The 17,564-nt window shown below is 64.8% G+C and carries 23 protein-coding genes; 13 read left to right on the top strand and 10 right to left on the bottom strand.

The window, feature by feature from the left end:
* Nucleotides 1-43: 43 nt before the first annotated feature.
* Nucleotides 44-1,609 carry a serine hydrolase domain-containing protein gene (locus CI41S_RS25850; RefSeq protein WP_172628200.1) on the top strand — a complete coding sequence of 522 codons (1,566 nt, stop codon included), beginning with the start codon at nucleotides 44-46 and terminating at the stop codon, nucleotides 1,607-1,609.
* A 132-nt stretch (nucleotides 1,610-1,741) separates the two neighbouring features.
* On the top strand, nucleotides 1,742-1,921 hold the full coding sequence (locus CI41S_RS25845; protein ID WP_139484040.1) for a hypothetical protein: 180 nt from the start codon (nucleotides 1,742-1,744) through the stop codon (nucleotides 1,919-1,921).
* A gap of 59 nt (nucleotides 1,922-1,980) precedes the next feature.
* Here the strand turns inward: CI41S_RS25845 and CI41S_RS25840 are convergent, their stop codons facing one another.
* A complete protein-coding gene (locus CI41S_RS25840; RefSeq protein ID WP_139862193.1) occupies nucleotides 1,981-2,709 on the bottom strand; it encodes a class I SAM-dependent methyltransferase in 729 nt (242 codons plus the stop codon).
* Between the two features lie 180 nt (nucleotides 2,710-2,889).
* Between CI41S_RS25840 and CI41S_RS25835 the strand changes: the two genes are divergently transcribed.
* The 3 genes from CI41S_RS25835 to CI41S_RS25825 all read left to right on the top strand — a co-directional run bounded on the left by CI41S_RS25835 (nucleotide 2,890) and on the right by CI41S_RS25825 (nucleotide 5,603).
* Entirely contained in the window at nucleotides 2,890-3,075 is a 186-nt protein-coding gene (locus CI41S_RS25835) for a hypothetical protein (protein ID WP_139484038.1), read from the top strand.
* Between the two features lie 190 nt (nucleotides 3,076-3,265).
* Nucleotides 3,266-3,787: a DUF1993 domain-containing protein gene (locus CI41S_RS25830; protein ID WP_139862192.1), complete on the top strand. Its 522-nt coding sequence runs from the start codon at nucleotides 3,266-3,268 to the stop codon at nucleotides 3,785-3,787.
* Nucleotides 3,788-4,001: 214 nt separating this feature from the next.
* The gene (locus CI41S_RS25825) at nucleotides 4,002-5,603 is read left to right on the top strand and encodes a hypothetical protein (protein ID WP_244626702.1); all 1,602 of its coding nucleotides are present in this window, start codon (nucleotides 4,002-4,004) and stop codon (nucleotides 5,601-5,603) included.
* A gap of 47 nt (nucleotides 5,604-5,650) precedes the next feature.
* Here CI41S_RS25825 and CI41S_RS25820 read toward each other — a convergent pair whose 3' ends face one another.
* The 7 genes from CI41S_RS25820 to CI41S_RS43675 form a co-directional block, all read right to left on the bottom strand.
* The gene (locus CI41S_RS25820; RefSeq protein WP_139484036.1) at nucleotides 5,651-5,887 is read right to left on the bottom strand and encodes a DUF6894 family protein; all 237 of its coding nucleotides are present in this window, start codon (nucleotides 5,885-5,887) and stop codon (nucleotides 5,651-5,653) included.
* Nucleotides 5,888-6,222: 335 nt separating this feature from the next.
* Complete coding sequence (locus CI41S_RS43680; RefSeq protein ID WP_172626951.1) at nucleotides 6,223-6,396, bottom strand: hypothetical protein; 174 nt, start codon at nucleotides 6,394-6,396, stop codon at nucleotides 6,223-6,225.
* A gap of 9 nt (nucleotides 6,397-6,405) precedes the next feature.
* Nucleotides 6,406-6,636, bottom strand: coding sequence for a DUF6894 family protein (locus CI41S_RS25815; protein ID WP_139484035.1), 231 nt, complete (start codon nucleotides 6,634-6,636; stop codon nucleotides 6,406-6,408).
* Between the two features lie 143 nt (nucleotides 6,637-6,779).
* A complete protein-coding gene (locus tag CI41S_RS25810; RefSeq protein WP_139484034.1) occupies nucleotides 6,780-7,124 on the bottom strand; it encodes a tRNA-binding protein in 345 nt (114 codons plus the stop codon).
* A 17-nt stretch (nucleotides 7,125-7,141) separates the two neighbouring features.
* Nucleotides 7,142-7,768 (bottom strand): LysE family translocator, encoded by a 627-nt coding sequence (locus tag CI41S_RS25805; RefSeq protein WP_139484033.1) that lies wholly within the window; start codon nucleotides 7,766-7,768, stop codon nucleotides 7,142-7,144.
* Entirely contained in the window at nucleotides 7,765-8,637 is an 873-nt protein-coding gene (pdxY, locus tag CI41S_RS25800; RefSeq protein ID WP_139862191.1) for a pyridoxal kinase PdxY, read from the bottom strand. Before pdxY ends, CI41S_RS25805 begins: the two co-directional genes overlap by 4 nt.
* A gap of 10 nt (nucleotides 8,638-8,647) precedes the next feature.
* The gene (locus CI41S_RS43675) at nucleotides 8,648-8,821 is read right to left on the bottom strand and encodes a hypothetical protein (protein WP_172628199.1); all 174 of its coding nucleotides are present in this window, start codon (nucleotides 8,819-8,821) and stop codon (nucleotides 8,648-8,650) included.
* A 476-nt stretch (nucleotides 8,822-9,297) separates the two neighbouring features.
* Here CI41S_RS43675 and CI41S_RS25795 point away from each other — a divergent pair, with 476 nt between their 5' ends.
* Both CI41S_RS25795 and CI41S_RS25790 read left to right on the top strand, forming a co-directional pair.
* Entirely contained in the window at nucleotides 9,298-10,704 is a 1,407-nt protein-coding gene (locus tag CI41S_RS25795; RefSeq protein WP_139862190.1) for an adenylate/guanylate cyclase domain-containing protein, read from the top strand.
* Nucleotides 10,705-10,721: 17 nt separating this feature from the next.
* The gene (locus tag CI41S_RS25790) at nucleotides 10,722-11,390 is read left to right on the top strand and encodes an FMN-binding negative transcriptional regulator (protein WP_139862189.1); all 669 of its coding nucleotides are present in this window, start codon (nucleotides 10,722-10,724) and stop codon (nucleotides 11,388-11,390) included.
* An 82-nt stretch (nucleotides 11,391-11,472) separates the two neighbouring features.
* Here CI41S_RS25790 and CI41S_RS25785 read toward each other — a convergent pair whose 3' ends face one another.
* Nucleotides 11,473-11,742: a hypothetical protein gene (locus tag CI41S_RS25785; RefSeq protein WP_139862188.1), complete on the bottom strand. Its 270-nt coding sequence runs from the start codon at nucleotides 11,740-11,742 to the stop codon at nucleotides 11,473-11,475.
* Between CI41S_RS25785 and CI41S_RS25780 the strand changes: the two genes are divergently transcribed.
* The 4 genes from CI41S_RS25780 (at nucleotide 11,729) to CI41S_RS25765 (ending at nucleotide 14,838) form a co-directional block, all read left to right on the top strand.
* Nucleotides 11,729-11,980, top strand: a complete 252-nt coding sequence (locus tag CI41S_RS25780) for a hypothetical protein (RefSeq protein ID WP_139484028.1) — start codon at nucleotides 11,729-11,731, stop codon at nucleotides 11,978-11,980. The genes CI41S_RS25785 and CI41S_RS25780 overlap by 14 nt on opposite strands.
* 350 nt (nucleotides 11,981-12,330) lie before the next feature.
* Complete coding sequence (locus CI41S_RS25775) at nucleotides 12,331-12,591, top strand: PepSY domain-containing protein (protein ID WP_139484027.1); 261 nt, start codon at nucleotides 12,331-12,333, stop codon at nucleotides 12,589-12,591.
* A gap of 143 nt (nucleotides 12,592-12,734) precedes the next feature.
* Complete coding sequence (locus CI41S_RS25770) at nucleotides 12,735-13,466, top strand: ROK family protein (RefSeq protein WP_139862187.1); 732 nt, start codon at nucleotides 12,735-12,737, stop codon at nucleotides 13,464-13,466.
* Nucleotides 13,467-13,554: 88 nt separating this feature from the next.
* Nucleotides 13,555-14,838 carry a cystathionine gamma-synthase family protein gene (locus CI41S_RS25765; RefSeq protein ID WP_139862186.1) on the top strand — a complete coding sequence of 428 codons (1,284 nt, stop codon included), beginning with the start codon at nucleotides 13,555-13,557 and terminating at the stop codon, nucleotides 14,836-14,838.
* A 102-nt stretch (nucleotides 14,839-14,940) separates the two neighbouring features.
* On the opposite strand, the gene CI41S_RS25760 is transcribed toward CI41S_RS25765, so the two are convergent.
* Nucleotides 14,941-15,465 (bottom strand): MarR family winged helix-turn-helix transcriptional regulator, encoded by a 525-nt coding sequence (locus tag CI41S_RS25760; protein WP_172628198.1) that lies wholly within the window; start codon nucleotides 15,463-15,465, stop codon nucleotides 14,941-14,943.
* 218 nt (nucleotides 15,466-15,683) lie between these two features.
* Between CI41S_RS25760 and CI41S_RS25755 the strand changes: the two genes are divergently transcribed.
* Nucleotides 15,684-16,874: an adenylate/guanylate cyclase domain-containing protein gene (locus CI41S_RS25755; protein WP_139862185.1), complete on the top strand. Its 1,191-nt coding sequence runs from the start codon at nucleotides 15,684-15,686 to the stop codon at nucleotides 16,872-16,874.
* Between the two features lie 84 nt (nucleotides 16,875-16,958).
* Nucleotides 16,959-17,564 (top strand): transposase (locus tag CI41S_RS25750; RefSeq protein WP_139862184.1); only part of this gene is annotated, 606 nt, incomplete at its 3' end.

Raw genomic sequence — 17,564 nt, 5'->3', positions numbered from 1 at the left:
GGCCGGCGCCATAACCTCCGCTCCTCTTCCCGAGGGGCGCGCCATGCCAGACAACAACGAAAAATCCGACGGCATCTCATTGGGGCAGCCATCGCGACGCGGTGCGTTGCAGCTGTTCATGGGCGGCGCGGCCATGATGTTTGCGCCGGATGGGCGCATCGTTACGCCGGCACGAGCCGAGACCGCCTCTGCCGACGGGCTCGTGCGCGGCCGGCCCGACGAGCAGGGCATCGCGCCGTCGGCGATCACAGATTTCCTCGACGACGTTGATCGCCAAGGCTACGAGCTGCACAGCTTCATGCTCTGGCGTAACGGCCGGGTGGTCGCCGAGGGCTGGTGGTCGCCGTACCGCGCCGACCTCAACCACATGATGCATTCGCTGACCAAGAGCGTCACCGCCTGCGCGGTGGGCCTTGCGATCGCCGACAAGCGGTTCGGCCTGCAGGACAAGGCGGTGTCGTTCTTCAAGGACAAGCTGCCGCCGGTCGTCGACGACAAGCTCGCCGCAATGACCGTTGAAGATCTCCTGACCATGCGCACCGGCCATGCGTCGATGACGTCGGGCTCGGCATGGCGGCCGATCAAGACCAGCTGGGTCGCCGAGTTCTTCAAGATCCCGGTGGTCCACCAGCCCGGCACCAAATGGGTCTACACCTCGGCGGCGACCTATCTGCTGTCCGCGATCGTGACCAGGACGACCGGAGAGGCGGTGGCCGATTATCTGAAGCCGCGACTTTTTGATCCGCTAGAAATTTCAGGCCATGAGTGGCCGGTCGGGCCGGAGGGCATCTCGCCGGGCGCCAACGGCTTGAGCTGGAAGACGGTCGACGCCCTCAAGCTCGGCATCCTGCACGCGCAGAACGGGATGTGGAACGGCAAGCAGGTGCTGCCGGCCGACTGGGTCGCCGCCGTGCAGCAGCCGCACGTCAAGGATACCTACGGCTATCAATGGTGGATCGGACCCGAAGGCACCTTCTACGCCGACGGCCTGTTCGACCAGCTCAGCTTCGTCTTCCCGAAGCACAATGCGGTGGTGGCGATCACGGCCGGCATTCCGCAACGCAGCGGCTTCAACAAGCTCGTGTTCCGCCATTTCCCCGCGATGTTCTCCGGCGCGGCGGCGAACAACGATGCCGATGCAGCCAGGCTGAAGGCGCGCACCGCGGCGCTGCAATTGCTGCCGCCGCTGGTGCCGGCATCGTCGCCGGTCGCCGCCGGAATTTCGGGCAAGACCTGGCAGATGCCGGAGAATGCCGACGCCATCAAGTCGGTGACTCTCAGCTTCGCCGACAAGACCTGCACCTTCACGCTCGAGGACGGCAGGGGCACGCACAGAATCGAGGTCGGGCTCGACGCGCCGCGCGAGGGCACGACGACGATGACCGGCAACAAGCTGCACCACGAGTACCAGCCGGATCTGATGCGCGTGGTCGCGAGCGGCAGCTGGCGCGACGTGCGCACCTTCGTGATGACCTGGACCTTCGTCGAATCGGCGTTCCGCGACACCGTGACCTGCACCTTCGAGGGGCCGCAGATGCGGTTCGCGCGCAGCGTCAATGTCAACTCGTCGGCGCTGGACATGCTGACCTTGATGGGAAAGCTGGCGTAGCCGCGACCGCACGTTGCGCGTCTGGGGTGCGTGCGCAAGCGCTTTCACCAAATTGTCACGCTCCCGGCGAATTCCGGCCCAAAGCCGCTGCCAACAGACGGGCGAGCAGAATGCGTCGGCGAGGGACTAGCGTTGGCCTACAAGATGATCGCAGAACGCGAGAACGAAACGGTCAGAATTGAACGCGAGAGCACCTGGCTCATCGTGGCCAAGGCTCGCGTCTGGGCCAGCGAGGGATGGCAGGTCGTCATCACCGACAAGGACGGCAAATCCTACCCGCCGGAGGATTTCGACAAGCTCGCGGCGGCGTGAGAGCGTTTTCCAGCGAAGTGGATGCCGGTTCGCGTGAAGAAAACGCGTCAAACGAGAATCTAGCGCTGCGCTGACACCAGCAGCATCATCGGGCGTTCGAGCTCGTCGGCGAGTTCAGGCATCGCCGCGATCTGCTCCGGCGTCGGTGAGAACTCCTCGACATGGCGGAGCGTGAAGCCCGCGCTCATCAGCGTGTTGAGCGTGGTGCCGATGGTGCGGTGATATTTCAGCACGCCTTGCACGTACCATTCGGTCCGCCGTTCGCCTTCGACAAAGTAGCGGTTGACCGGCCAGGTCTTGCGGCCGTCCTCATCGGCTCCCCAGCGCGGATGCGCGGCCGCCATGTAGACCGGATGTTCGATGGTGAAGACCAAATGCGACTCCGGGCGCAGGGCGCGATGCAGCATGCGCGCCAGCCGGTCAAAATCCCTGACGTAGTGGAAGGCGAGCGCGCTGTAGGCGAGATCGAACGCGCCCTCCGGCAATTCGAGCGTTTCGAGATCGGCGATCTCGTACGCGATGGCCGGATCCTGCGTCATCTCTTTCGCCCGCGCGATCATGTTCTGCGACAGGTCGATGCCGAGCACGCCGGTGGCGCCTTGCTCGCGCATCCAGCGCGCGGCCCAGCCGAAGCCGCAGCCGAGATCGACCACGCGCTTGCCGGTGACATCGGGCAGCATGGCGCGGATCGCGGGCCATTCGGGCGCGCCGACGAGGCCGCGGACCTGCCGCGGCAATTGGCTGTAGCCGGCAAAGAAGCCGGGATCGTCATAGATGTTCTGGGCCATGGTCACAGCAATTCGGGTCGGTGTTGAAGCGTAACCCGCTGGCGCGGCGCCTGGAACCCGTCATTGCGGCGAGTCGGGCCGTCGCCTGGAACCAGATATCGCATTCGGCGGTTTTGATCCCAGCCCCGCGGGACAGCGCCAGGCCGGTCCCTGCGAGATCGGACAGCGGAGGAGAGCGTCATGATTGCCGAGACCGAAATCCACACCATCGCACGTCAAATGCTGCAGAAGCACGGCCCGCAGGCGATCGCCCAGGCCGCGCAGAACGCCATCGCGTGCGAGAGCAAGGGCGACACCGACGAGGCCCGCGACTGGCGTCATGTCGAGCAGGCCATGAAGATCATGCGCGGCCCGAGCCAGGGCTGACGACCCGGCAAGAAAGATGCCTGAGCACATGATCTGGCGATCTCCGCCGGATCGTGCGGCTTGCGATGCCCCGGCGCTGCTTGCGTGACGCTTGCCTTGATACTTGGCTGGCCTTGATACTTGCCTTGGCCGGAAATTCCGGGACCTCTATAATTGCAAAACAGCACAATTTCATCTGGGGGAATTCGCCATGGCTTTTTCACTCTACGACGCAACCGTCGCCAATTACCTGCAGATCCTCGGCGCCGTGACCAGCTTCCTCGACAAGAGCCTCGCGCACTTCAAGGAGGCGGGCGTCGATCCCGCCGAGATCGTCGAGACCCGGCTGTTTCCCGACATGCTGCCGCTCCGCTTCCAGGTGGTCTCGCTCGCGCATCATTCGCGCGGCGCGATGGACGCGGCGAAGAACGGCGTGTTCGTGCCGCCTTCAGCCAAGCCGGACCTGGACTATGCCGCGTTGCAGGCGTTGGTGAAGGATGCGCATAGCGAGCTCTCGGGCCTGGCGCCTGATGACGTCAACGCGCTGGTCGGACGCGACGTCACCTTCAAGGTCGGCGACCGCACGATGCCGTTCACGGCGGAAGGCTTTTTGATGTCGTTCTCGCTGCCGAACTTCTTTTTCCACTCGACGACGGCCTACGACATCCTGCGCCACAAGGGCGCGCCACTCGGCAAGCGTGACTTCATCGGCCGGCTGTCCCTGAAGAAGTAATGGCGTCGCGTGCAGACACCGTCTCCGTCGCTCGGCTGCGGTTACAATCTTAAATAGTGAATATAAATCACGGTTGTGCAGCCGCACCGGCGATGTTATTAATCTCAAGTAGTGAGCTAGCTATATTTCAACTCTGTTTCTGGTGCCGGGCGACTGTCCGCAGCGCCCGGTTGCGGGCGTTTGACGGCTTTGGTCGGGGGGTTCGGGGGCTTCCATGAAGACGAAGACCATGAAGACATGGCTATCTGCAATCCTGCTGCCGTTCGTGATTGCGGTGGCGATCGCGGCGTCGCCGCTGGTCGCGCAGACGCAGTCCTCCTATCAGCCGCAGGCGCAGTTCTGCGTCGACGGCAAGGGCGCGCTGTGCGCAAAGCTGCCGGCCTATATCGGGCCGGATCCGCTGCTCGCGCTCACCGACGGCTACAACGGTCTCTACGGCCAGCCGCCGCAGAAGGCGTCGGAGGATCTGCAAACCCCGTTCGACAACATGGCCTGGCAGATGTTCGTGGCGCTGAACTGGGCGCTCAGCGGCGTCGACCAGCCGGCGGCGCAGGGGCTGACGATGCCGGGGCCGCGGGTCTGGCAGGGCTATCCCAAGGTCAGCGCGCTGTTCGGCAATTCGAAGAACCGCGCCGGCTGCCGCCAGGCACTCGCGCTGCCGACGTTCTACATCGGCTCCGACGGCAACGGCGCGCCGGCGCCGAACAATGAAGAATATCTGCAGGCCTCGACCAATTTGCCGCTGATCGACGTCAACGGCAACTGGACGCTGTTCGAGCGCCGCGTCAACGCGATCGAGGCGTCGTATTTGCGCGCGCCCCAGGGCCTGTCGTCGCAGAAGCTGACGACGCGCGACGGGCAGCTCAATTTCATCAAGAACAACCCGAAGGGCGCCGAATTCACCGCGTCGGCCTCGATGCCCGACGGCAAGAACGGCTCGATCGAGATCAAGGCGGCGTGGCGTGTGCTCGATCCCAGCAAGGACGACGTCTCGAAATATTATACGCAAAACATCCTGCTCGCGGTCTCCGGCGATCTCGTCAGCAACGGCCAGCCGTTCTGCCGCAGCGAGAAGGTTGGCCTGGTCGGGATGCACATCCTGCAGCGCAATCCGTTCGTCGAGAAGAACAAGGCGCTGCGGCCGCAATGGATCTGGGCGACCTTCGAGCACGTCAACAACGCGCCGCAGGCGCAGACCCCGTGCAACGTCTCCAACGGTTGCGGCGATGCCAAGAGCCCGACCTACTGGATCAACCAGCCGAGCTGCGGGCCGGCGGCGAGCGCGCCCGGCGCGCATTACTCGTACTACGATCCGGCACAGCCGGGGCTCGGCACCAACATCGCGCCGCAGAACCTGCTCGGCACCAAGACGCGGTTCCCGTGGAATCCGCGGCCGCCTTATGCGCAGGGCGGCACCAGCAAGGCCACCGCGCTGCCGCAGGCGGTGCGCTGCTGGCAGATCTATCCGACCACCACCAATCTGAACGAGCAGTGGCGGATGGCGCTGGCCTCGACGAAGAGCGTGTTCCAAAACTACATGCTGATCGGCACGCAATGGGGCGGCCAGCTCGAGCCGCCGACGCCGCCGAATCCGGTGCCATCGAACGCAGTGCCGGGCATGCTCTCGAACATCACGCTCGAGACCTACATCCAGAACTACACCGGCAGCGATCCGAGCCTGCCGGGTCCCGGCTCGTGCATCAGCTGCCACAACTTCGCGACGCTGGTCGACGGCAAGACGTCGGCCAATTTCAGCTTCCTGCCGGGCCTGGTCGACCCGGTCGCCACGCGCGCCAAGATCAAGACCGCGCGGTGAGGGCGGTCACCTGACGCGAGCGGCAAGTCCAGTCGTAGTGGCGGACGCTAGCCCGCCTTGCGCCATTGCGGCACCGGATCGAGCGGCGTGCGATACAGCTCGCTGCGATCGGCGTCGGTGACGCGGACCGCGCAGCCGCGCGCCTTCAGCTCCGGCTTGACCTGCGACAGCTCGCAGGCGAGCTGGTCGGCGCGATCGGAGGCCACGAGAAGGTTTTCGAGGATGATGGTTCCCTGATTACGGAACTCGTCTCCCACCACAAGATCGAAGGTGTAGTACGGCATTCCGATGTCTCCTTCGGTATGCAGCACAGGGTAACACTGAGTCGTGTGTTTCCTGCGTGCGTTGCGCTTGTTCGTCGAGCGATTGGCGCAAAACCATGTGCAGAACATCACGCTTGATCAGCAACCGAGCAGATGCGCGGCACAATGATGGAGTCCGTGTGACCCAGCTCACCGCCATGGCGTTAAGATTTGATTAAAAGTCTCACGGCAAGCTTGAGCCAGGCTGGAATTGCGGCGGAACCGGACTGTTCGAGCCGGCAGCTGCAGGAGAGGGCCGGTGGCGTAACGCCCGCCGGCCTTTTCTCGTTGAGGGCGCCGCCGCGCCGCCTTCGACTTTAGTCGCGCAGCGCGGCCTGATGCCGGGCGCGCCATTTCGGGCCGGGGCCCCGCATGTAATGCAATTCGGGGCGATAGGGGTGCGAGACGCCTTCGATCAGCGCCAGGCCGCGCGCGACCAGGACGGCGAGGCGGCGGCGCAGCGATCGCAGGGTGAGTTCCATCGACTGCATGGCGCCCTCTCAGTGCAGCTCGCCGAGCACGTCGACGAAGGGCAGCTCGAAGATCTCGTCGCCGAGATCGTCGGTGACATGCAGCACCCAGTTCCGCCAGTCCTCCGCGCTCGGCGTCATCAGATAGCTGCGCACCAGGCGTTCGGCATGCAGGCGCGCTTCGGCGAGGTTCATCGCGGCACCGGCGCGATCCAGGATCACATGCTGGTCGTCGGAACAGTGGAAGTAGACTGCGGGCATTTCCGGATTCCCATTCCCATGGCGAGTCTCATCTCGCACGCTGTGATAGCAGGGAGGATCGTTTCGGAGAATCCGGATGATCCCCCATCGGGAAACTACGGGAATTGCTGACGATTTGAATCACGCGGCCGTGATCAGCGAGGTCAGAAGACCGCTTCGCCCACGTTAACCTCGCTGCGCGGGCCGAGCACGATGACGTTGCCCGCGGCGTCCTTGACGCCGAGAATCAAGAGTTCCGAGGTGAAGCCCGCGATATTCTTGGCGCCGAAATTGCAGACGCACACCACCAGCGAGCCGAGCAGCGCCGCCGGTTCATAATTGGTGATCTGCGCGCTCGACCACATGATTCGTTCCGCGCCGACGTCGACGCCGACCTTGTAAGACGGGTTGCGGGCGCGCGGAAACGGCTGCACCTCGACGACCTTCCCGATTCGGATATCGAGTCGGGCGAAGTCGTCGTAGCTGGCTTGCGGCTTCAGGGGAGACATCTTCGGCTCACCGCTGGTCATCGTTCTTGGAAGGCGAGGCGGACGCCGAGCGCGATGTAGATGGTGCCGACGACGCGGCCCTGCCAGCGCCCGATGCTCTTGTTACGCCGGATCCACGGGCTGATCTGGCCGGCCGCGAGCGCCAGCAGCGAGGTGTAGGCCGCGCTCATCGCGACGAAGATCAGGCCGAGGGTGGCGAACTGCGCGACCGCGGAGCCGTGATCGGGGTGCACGAACTGCGGCAGGAAGGCGAGGAAGAACAGCGCGGTCTTCGGGTTGAGCATTTCGGCCCAGATCGCCTGGCGGAACGCGCGCTGCGCATCGACCGGCTGCGACGCCGGCAGGTGCAGGTCGTCGTTCCTCTCGAACAGCGCGCGGATGCCGAGCACGATCAGATAGATCACGCCGGCATATTTTACGATCGAGAACGCCAGCGCCGAGGTCATCAGCACCGCCGACAGGCCGAACGTCGCCATCGCGGTGTGGACGAGATCGCCGAGCGCAATCCCGAACCCGGTGGCGACGCCGACCCGCGGGCCGCCGGTCACGGAGCGCGCCAGCACCAGCAGCACGGCCGGGCCGGGGATCAGGAACAGGCCGAGCACGACGGCCGCGTAGGTGAGAAGGGTGGTGAGGTCGATCATGAAACGCGTCCCGGGTGATGGGGTGTGGCAATGGCCGCGAAGCGGCGCTTCGGATCAAGCATCACGTCCGCGCTCTCGACAATGCGCATTTCCTCGGTGCCTCGCTGCGCGGTGCGCTCGAGCACGCCGTGGATCGCGGATGCCGCATAGCTCAGCGCAGCCGGCGTCGCCGCGCCGCGCACGCGGGCCGACGCGAACAGCGCCGCGAACAGGTCGCCGGTGCCGGACGGGCTGATCGGCACGCGCGGCGTGCGGACGCGCCAGCCGCCGCTGCGTTCGATCGCGAGCGTCTCGATCTCGCCGTCAGGCGTATCGGCGAGCTCGGCGCTGGTGACGACGATGGTCGAGGGGCCGCGCGCCATCACCGCACCGGCCCGCGCGATCAGATCGCCGGCCGTCGCCGCGCGCGCGCCGCAGAGAAATTCGAACTCGAAATGATTGGGCGTGATGATGTCGGCGAGCGGGCACAGGGTGTCGCGCACCAGCGGCGGGATGTCCGGGCGCACGAACATGCCGCGGTCGCGGTCGCCGAGCACGGGATCGCAGCAATACAGCAGCGCCGGGTTCTGCGCCTTGGCGCGGGCGACGAAATCGGCGACCTCGTGGGCGATGTCGGCCGAGCCGAGATACCCCGACAGGATCATGGTTGCGGCCGCGATCGCGCCGCGCTCCTCGACGCCTTGCAGGAGATCCGCGACCAGCTGCACGTCGAGCACCCGGCCGCGAATGGTCGGATAGCCCGGCCGGTTGCTGAGCAGCGTGGTCGGCACCGCCACGACGTCGATGCCGGCGAGCTGGATCGGAAACACCGCGGCGCTGTTGCCGACATGGCCCCAGGCCACCTGCGACTGAATGGAGATCACGCTCATCGCTTGCGCGTCACCCGAACAGCGCGGCATAGATCACGTAGAACCAGCCCAAAATGCCGTGGATGATCGCCCACAGGATCGAGTGGTTCTTGGTGTAGGAAATCGCGATCGCCAGCGCCGAGCCGAACCCCACGCCATATTTCGCGCCCTCGACGCGAACCCCGTAATACCGATTGCCGTTCATGATGTTCCTTCCGTCGCGCGAGGTGGGGGAAGGGTAACTGCCACCTGCTGTCAATTCAACGGTGGAATGGATCGGGCAGGCACTACGATCCGTCATCCTGAGGTGCGAGCTCTTGCGAGCCTCGAAGGATCGACGGCCACCAGCCGGGCCGATTCATCCTTCGAGGCTCGCCCAGCAGCGCAATCGCGCTGCAAGGCTCGCACCTCAGGATGACGGGGATGGTGTTGGGTTGATCCAAGCGTCAAAACAGCTCACTCGGTGTCATCACCCGCGGAAGCGGGTGATCCAGTATTCCAGAGGCTGAGGTGATAGAGCCGAGAAGCCGCGGCGTACTGGATCGCCCGGTCCATGTGCGCAATTGCGCACAGGCCGGGCGATGACAGTTGTGAGTGGGGCGAGCCCGGAGGCTCGGCAATACGCGCAATTGATTTGCCCGCGGGCTTCCGCCGGGTCGGCATTCATGCGACATTTGCCGCATGAGTGAAGCCGAGACCCTGTTTGCTGTGCTGCGTCAGTCGGTCGACGAGGCGGTCGTCGACATGCTCGAGCGCATGGTGCGGGATGCCCCGGACCTTGCGCTGAACCGGATGAACCCGCTCGACCTTGCGGCCAGCAGCGGTCTGGCCGAGGAGCAGGTGATCGCCGGGCTGCTGCATGCGGTGTCGCTCGGCATGCTCGAGATGACGTGGGCCGTGATGTGCCCGAGCTGCGCCGGGGTGCTGTCCGCCAATAAGAGCCTGAAGACCCTGACCAGCGCGCAATACAATTGCGGATTCTGCGCCGTGGGGTACGAGACGACGCTCGACAATCTGGTCGAGGTCACCTTCACGGTCAGCCCGCGGCTGCGCAAGATCGCGGCGCATAATCCCGACGAATTGTCCGTGGCCGAGTACTACCGCCAGATATTCTGGAGTTCGGCGATCGATCTGCCCGACGATCTGGAGCAGCCGCTGCGCGAGGCCACGCTCGAAACCGTCGATCTGCCGGCGGGGGAACGCGCGATCCTGTCCATGAACGTGCCGGCGGGCACGCTGATCGTGTTCGATCCGGTGACGCATGCGGCGCAATTCCTCGACGTCAGGGGCAAGGAGGCGCGCGAGCGGCAAAATCTCACCGTGGTCTTCAACAAGATCCAGGTGCCGGTCGACACCACCGTGCTGCGTCCCGGGCCGCTGCGGCTGACTTTGGAAAACCGCACCGACGCCCGCGTGCTGCCGGCGGTGTGGGTGGCGAGCCAGGCGCTCGACGATCTCCTCGGGCGGCGCAAGCCGTATTTGACCGCAAAGCGCCTGCTCACCAACCAGACCTTTCGCGACCTCTACCGCACCGAGACGCTGGCCATCGGCCAGCGCCTCAAGATCCTGAGCCTGACCTTCCTGTTCAGCGACCTCAAGGATTCCACCGCGCTGTATGATCGCGTCGGCGACCTCGTCGCCTTCGATCTCGTCAACGAGCATTTCCGCCTGCTGCAGGAGATCATCGCAGCGGAGCGGGGCGCGGTGGTGAAAACCATCGGCGACGCCGTGATGGCGACCTTCGAGACCCCCGATCGCGCCATCGCCGCGGCGATCCGCATGCAGGAGGCGATGAGCGATCTCGGCGCCGAGCGGCAGCATCAAAGCCTGCGCCTGAAGATGGGCATTCATGAAGGATCGTGCCTTGCCGTCACCCTCAACGGCCAGCAGGATTATTTCGGCCAGACCGTGAACATCGCTTCGCGGGTCCAGGGACTAGCCGCCTCGCGCTCGATTGTGGTGACGGAGGCGGTGCTGGAGAACGCCGAGACGCGGGCCCTGCTCGAGGCCAACGGCTTGCGGCCGACGCAGAAAACCGTGACCTTGAGCGGCATCGCCGACAAGGTGTCGGTGTACGAGATCACCTGAACGCATCGCCGCTCGTCATGCACATCCTCCGTCCCCAGTTCCGGATCGAAAAGCAGCGCGCGCTGGAGTTTGCCGCCGCGCGTGGCTTTGGCGTCATCGTCGCCGCGGACGCGAACGGGCCGCGCGCATCCCACGTGCCGTTCGTGATCGAACAGCGCGATGGCAGCGTCACCGTGCAAGTGCACTTCACGGCGAAGAACCCGCTGGTCGAACTCGCCGACGGCAAGCGGCGCTTCCTGCTGATCGTCACCGGCGACGACGCCTACGTCTCCAACGACTGGTACGCCTCGCGCGACAACGTCTCGACCTGGCTCTACGAGGCGGTGCATCTGTCCGGCGTCGCGCATCTGCGCGAGACCGGCGACAACCGCGGCCACGGCGATGCGCTGCTTGCGATCGCCGAGGCGCGGCTGCCGAAGCAGCCCTGGGATCTCGCGCAGATGGAGCCGACCAAACGCGAGACGATGCTGGCGGCGATCCGGGTGATCGATCTCGTCGTCGACGAGATCGAGGGCCAGTCAAAGCTCAATCAGCACAAGAGCGATGCCGATCATGTCGCGGTCGCCAACCAGTTGGCGCGCGCGGCGGAGACGGGGAGCCGCCGGCTTGCCGAGAGGATGCGGACGCTGCGGCCGGAGCTCGACTACGATGATGTAGAAAGCGTAGGGTGGGTTAGCGAAGCGTAACCCGCCGCCACCTGTTGAACCGATGGCGGATTACGCTCCGCTAATCCGCCCTACGATTCTACGGATTGGCGCAAACGTCTTGTTAAGAATCGATTCGTGTCGATTTCTTCGATTCCGATTCGTTCTTTGCGAACAAAATGGAGTCAGAGGCAGAACAAGGCGGCATTGCGGCCCTGCTTCTCGATTTCTCACGAGACATCACAAACAGTTTGATCGGGACCGTCGGCCCGGCCGCGTCGGAATAAAGCGCGGCGCGGGCCGTCATGACCAGTGCACGAACTGAATTCAGCAGAGGCAAGGTGCCTCGATCATGCTGAAGCCACCAAAGGAGAAGTTCGATGACGTCGGTCAAGTGCCTGTCCGCGGGATTGCTCGCGATCGTTATGCTCACTGCGTCAGCCGCGGCGCAGGCGATGCCCGCATCCGGGCGACACGAGATGGTGACGAGCAGGGTGAGTGTATCCCAGCCCGGGCAATCGACAGACAGCTATGCCTTGACCCGGCCGCTGTTCTCCGTCGGATCCCATGCGTCGCCTCAGAATATGCCCGGCGGTGTTTGCGACCAGGGCGACGATCCCATGATCTGCTGAGCCTTGCGCAGTGACGCTGCCGAATTGGCCGCGACGCGCGCGCTATCGCTGACATCGTCATCGGACGCGCGATCGCGCCGCCCGATGACAGGCGCAAGCAATGCACGCGAGGCAAACCTGTTGTTAACAACTGCTTCGCGCCGATTTGCTCGATTCCGATTCGTTCCTTGCGAACAAAATGGAGTCGGATGGGGAACGAAGCCGTGACGCGCTCGCGGCGGGAACCGTCACCAAATCGCCGCAACTGCCGAAGTTTCGTGCGGTTTCGTGCTTTCCAATTTCGGAACCGGGTGCCCCTGCCGCTCGTTCTATTGCGGGATGATTGTTCAACCGTTCGACAGGAGTGCACCATGCGAAAAGTCATTGTTCCGATCATCGCGGCCCTCGCGCTCGGCGCAGCGACGCCGGCGATGGCCTACGATTCCGGTAGCCAGATTTCGATGCAGGCTGCGCTCGACGTCGCAACCGATCTCGGCATCGTGACGGTCTCCGAGACCCAGTTCCTCGGCGACGAGTGGGAGATCGAAGGCCGCGACGGCGCCGGCCGCTGGATGAAGGTCGACGTCGACGCGCGCAGCGGCGCGGTGCGCAACCTGGAGCGCGGCTGGTAGTAATTACACCGCGTGATCTGACCCCGCCGACGTGATGTAGTCGCGCGTAGTAGTGCGTAGCCCGCATGAGCGGAGCGACATGCGGAAAAACCCCGGATGTCGCTTCACTCATCCGGGCTACAATTCTGTGCTATGCCTCTTGCATGGCAAAGAAGGCAAGGAAGCTGACATCGCGGCGATCGATCCTGGTGATCGACATCGGCGGGACCCATGTCAAGGTCATGACCGACCGGGAGCGCGTCAGGCGCGAGTTCGAATCCGGTCCCAACCTCTCGGCCAAAGAAATGGTGCGCAAGGTCAAGGCGCTGACCAAGGACTGGTCCTTTGACGTGATCTCGATCGGCTATCCCGGGCCGGTCGTGAATAACCGGCCGCTGCGGGAGCCCTACAATCTCGGCCGCGGCTGGGCCGGCTTCAACTTCCAGAAGGCGTTCGCGCGCCCGACCAAAGTCGTCAACGATGCCCTGATGCAGGCGATCGGCAGCTATCAGGGCGGCCGGATGCTGTTCCTTGGCCTCGGCACTGGCCTCGGCTCGGCGATGATCGTGGACGGCATCTTCGAGCCGATGGAGCTCGGGCATCTGCCGTACCGCCACGGAAAGACCTTCGAGGACTATGTCGGCGCGGCGGGCCTGCAACGCCGCGGCAAGAAGAAGTGGCGCAAGACCGTCGACGACGTCATCGCGCTGCTCGCCGCCGCGCTGGAGCCCGACTACGTCGTGCTCGGCGGCGGCAATGCCGAGCACGTCGATCACCCGCCGCGCAATGTGCGGTTCGGCGACAACGCCAATGCGTTCGAGGGCGGATTCCGGCTGTGGAGGACGGGGCGAGGCAAATCGTCCCGTGTGCACCGAAATCACGCAGCGCGGCCTTAGCGGATTTCACAGGGATGGATTACCCTTCGACGGACGATTCCGGCGATCGCCGCCCGTTCGGCGTGTCCGCAAGTCAAGGAGACCGGCCATGACAAAACCGTTTCCATCCAGGACCCACATCGGCAATCACACGCTGCATCCGGAAACGCTGATGCTGAACTACGGCTACGACCCGCAGCTGTCGGAGGGCGCGGTCAAGCCGCCGGTGTTTCTGACCTCGACCTTCGTGTTTCGCACCGCCGAGGACGGCAAGGACTTTTTCGACTTTGTCGCCGGCCGGCGCGAGCCGCCGGAGGGGATGGGCGCGGGGCTGGTCTATTCGCGTTTCAACCATCCGAACAGCGAGATCGTCGAGGACCGGCTGGCGATCTATGAGCGCACCGAGAGCTGCGCGCTGTTTTCCTCGGGCATGGCGGCGATCTCGACCACGGTGCTGGCGTTCGCGCGGCCGGGCGACGTGATCCTGCATTCGCAACCGCTCTATGGCGGCACCGAGACGCTGTTCACCAAGACGCTGGCCGGGCTCTCGATCGGCGCGGTGGGTTTTGCCGACGGCCTCGACGAGGCGACTGTCCGCGCTGCTGCGGAAGAGGCGATGAAGAAAGGGCGGGTGTCGATGATCTTCATCGAGACGCCGGCCAATCCGACCAACGGCCTGGTCGACGTCGCGCTGACGCGGCGGATCGCCGACATGATCGGCAAGGCGCAAGGCCATACGCCGGTGATCGCCTGCGACAATACGCTGCTCGGGCCGGTGTTTCAGCGGCCGATCGAGCATGGCGCCGATCTGTCGCTGTACTCGCTGACAAAATATGTCGGCGGCCATTCCGACCTGATCGCAGGCGCGGCGCTCGGCTCCAAGGCGCTGATGAAGGACGTCAAGGCGCTGCGCGGCGCCATCGGCACCCAGCTCGATCCGCATTCCTGCTGGATGATCAGCCGCTCGCTGGAAACGCTCAGCCTGCGCATGGAGAAGGCCGACCGCAACGCGCGGCTCGTCGCCGACTATCTGCGCGACCATCCCAAGGTCGCCGCCGTTCATTATCTCGGTCACCACGACGCGGGCTCGCCCGCGGGCCGGGTGTTCGCCGGCCAGTGCTCCGGCGCCGGCTCGACCTTCTCGTTCGACATCGCCGGCGGGCAGGCTGCCGCGGAAAAATTCCTCAACAGCCTGCAGATATTCAAGCTCGCGGTCAGCCTCGGCGGCACTGAATCGCTGGCGAGCCTGCCGGCCACCATGACCCATTCCGGCGTGCCGGCCGCGATCCGCCACAGGATCGGCGTGCTCGATTCGACCATCCGCCTCTCGATCGGCATCGAGCACCCCTCCGACCTGGTCGCCGACATCGCGCAGGCGCTGAACGCGGCGTGAGCAACGGACTCCGCTTCACCTCGCCCCGCGTGCGGGGAGAGGTCGGATTGCGAAGCAATCCGGGTGAGGGGGAGTCTCCGCAAACTCGCTGCACAAACTCGGCTAGCGGAACGGCGCGAGGATCTCGAGCAGCCGCTCGCGGTTGTCCTTGCCGATCTTCTCGATGACATGCCGCTCGTGCTCGGCGGCGAGCAGCTTGAACTGGCGAAGCGATGCCTCGCCTGACGCGGTGAGATGCAGGGCATGGCTGCGCCGGTCGACCTTGGAGGCCGCGCGCTTGACCAGGGTGCGCTGCTCCAGCGCGTTCAAGAGATGGACCAGCCGGGCGCGCTCGATGCCGAGGCGCTTTGCCACCGCCATCTGGGTCAGGCCTGGATTGGCCGATATCACCGTCAGCACCGAATACTGCGTCGGTGTGATGTCGACTGTTGCGAGCGTCTTGATGAAGTCCTGGAAGATCCAGAGCTGAAAGCGCCGCACCGCGTATCCGACGTGCAAGGCGAGGCCGTCGAGGCCGACATGGGCGCTCGCATCGATATCCTGGGCCTCGGTCTTCGGCTTTCGCTTCCCCGATACGGCGGACTTCGCTTCGGACTTCGCTTCGGCCTTGGCGGCGCGCGCTGGCACGGCGATCTCTCCTGTTCGATCCTCGCGCCGGACGGCGCATCAATTGTTGTTGCATGCAACAATAATACGATTGGATCGAAAGCCAAACGATTCCGCGTCGCCCCACGGGTGCCCGAACCGGCTGCGGCACGGGGGGCGTGCAGGGCGGTCATTGACGCGGTGCGACGCGACGCACATATGGTGGTTCGCCGGTGCACCCGACCGGCGAGGACCACGCCATGCCCCCAGACATCGATCCCGCCGCCGCGCTGACCGAAAACGACGTCGTGCGCTGGCTGACCACCGAGACGCGCGACCAGCGCTTCATCGACAATCTGTTTGCCGAGCTGTGCCTGCGGCTGCAGCGCGCGGGCATTCCGCTGAAGCGGGCGTCGCTGCATCTGTTGATCCAGCACCCGCAATGGCTCGGCGCCCGGATCCTGTGGATCAACGGCGCGCAGGAGGCGACGATCACGCGGGTCGACTACGACGTCACGCAGCGCCCCGAATTTATCGGCAGCCCGGTCGAGGAGATCCAGGGCGGCGTCAGCGAGATCCGCGAGCGGCTCGACCGCGATCCAGCACAGGGCCGCAAGCATGGCGTCTACGACGAGCTGCGGGCGCAGGGACTGACCGACTATGTGGCGTGGCCGATGCTCCATACGCTCGGCAAGAAGCATATGGTGGCGTTCTCCACCGACCGGGTCGGCGGCTTCGACGACGCGCATATCGCAACGCTGCAGCGCCTGCTGCCGCTGCTGGCGCTGGTCAGCGAAATCCGCATGAAGAACCGGCTGGCGCGCACGCTGCTGGAAACCTATGTCGGCGCCCACGCCGGCGAAATGATTCTGGCCGGCGCCACAAGGCGCGGCAGCGGCGCGACGGTGCGTGCCGCCATCCTGATCTGCGACCTGCGCGATTTCACCAGGATCTCGGACTCCTGGCCGCGCGACGACGTGATCGATCTGCTCAACGACTATTTCGACGCGATGTCGGAGCCGATCGCGCGCCACGGCGGCGAGATTTTGAAATTCATGGGCGACGGCCTGCTCGCGATCTTTCCGCTCGACGAGCCAAAGGCCTGCGCCAATTTGCTGCGCGCCGTGACCGAGGCGCGCCAGGCGATGGCCGCGCTGAACGAGAAGCGCGCTGCCGGCAGCGCGCCGCTGCGCTACGGCATCGGCGTCCACGTCGGCGACGTCATGTACGGCAATATCGGCTCAAAGGCCCGGCTCGACTTCACCGTGATCGGCCCTGCCGTCAACATGGCCTCGCGGCTCGAGGCCCTGACCAAACAGCTCGGCAAGCCGGTGCTGCTGTCGCGCGAATTCGCCGATCTCGTCGCCAGCGAGTTCAAGCTCGAACATGTCGGCGAGCATTCGGTGCGCGGCTTTGCCGAGCCGATCGAGCTGTTCGCCTATCACGGGTGAGGGCGGCGCGTAGATCCTATGGGGTGACAGGTGGTCAGGAGGTAAGCTGAGTTTCCAACCACCAACTCACCCCGAGGATCAACGATGCAGGCTGATCACACTGACACACCTGTCGGAAGCGAGTATGCCACGGTTTACGTTGCTTTCGAACTGAGCAAATCGAGCTGGAAGCTGGGCGTGATGACGCCCGGCGCCGAGAAGATGAGCCGTTACCAGATCGAGGGCGGGGACCTGGCGGCGCTGTCGAGTATTCTGGCGAAGACGCGAGCGAAGGCGGAGCAGCTGGGCAAGCCGGTTTGCATCCTGTCCTGCTATGAGGCTGGGTTTGAAGGTCATTGGCTTGATCGCTGGCTGAGCAATAACGGGGTCGTCAATCACGAGATCGATCCCGCAAGCATCGCGGTAAACCGACGGGCGCGACGGGCCAAGACCGATCGGATCGATCTGGCGCAGCTGATGCGTTCATTTCTGGCTCATCTGCGCGGCGAGCCGGGCGTCTGCAGTATTGTTCGCGTTCCCACGCCTGAGGACGAGGATCGCAAGCGGCGCACGCGCGAACGCGATCGGCTGTGCAAGGAGCGCACCATGCACACCAACCGGATCAGCGGGTTGCTGCACGCTCAAGGCATCCGCGATGCCATGCCGTTGAAGCCGGGCTTCTTGTCGGATCTCGAGCAGATGCGCACCGGC

Source organism: Bradyrhizobium ivorense (genome assembly GCF_900696085.1).
Classification (GTDB): Bacteria; Pseudomonadota; Alphaproteobacteria; order Rhizobiales; family Xanthobacteraceae; genus Bradyrhizobium; species Bradyrhizobium ivorense.
The sequence above is the reverse complement of the archived record's forward strand: the minus strand, read 5'-3'. Positions and strand labels throughout refer to the sequence as shown.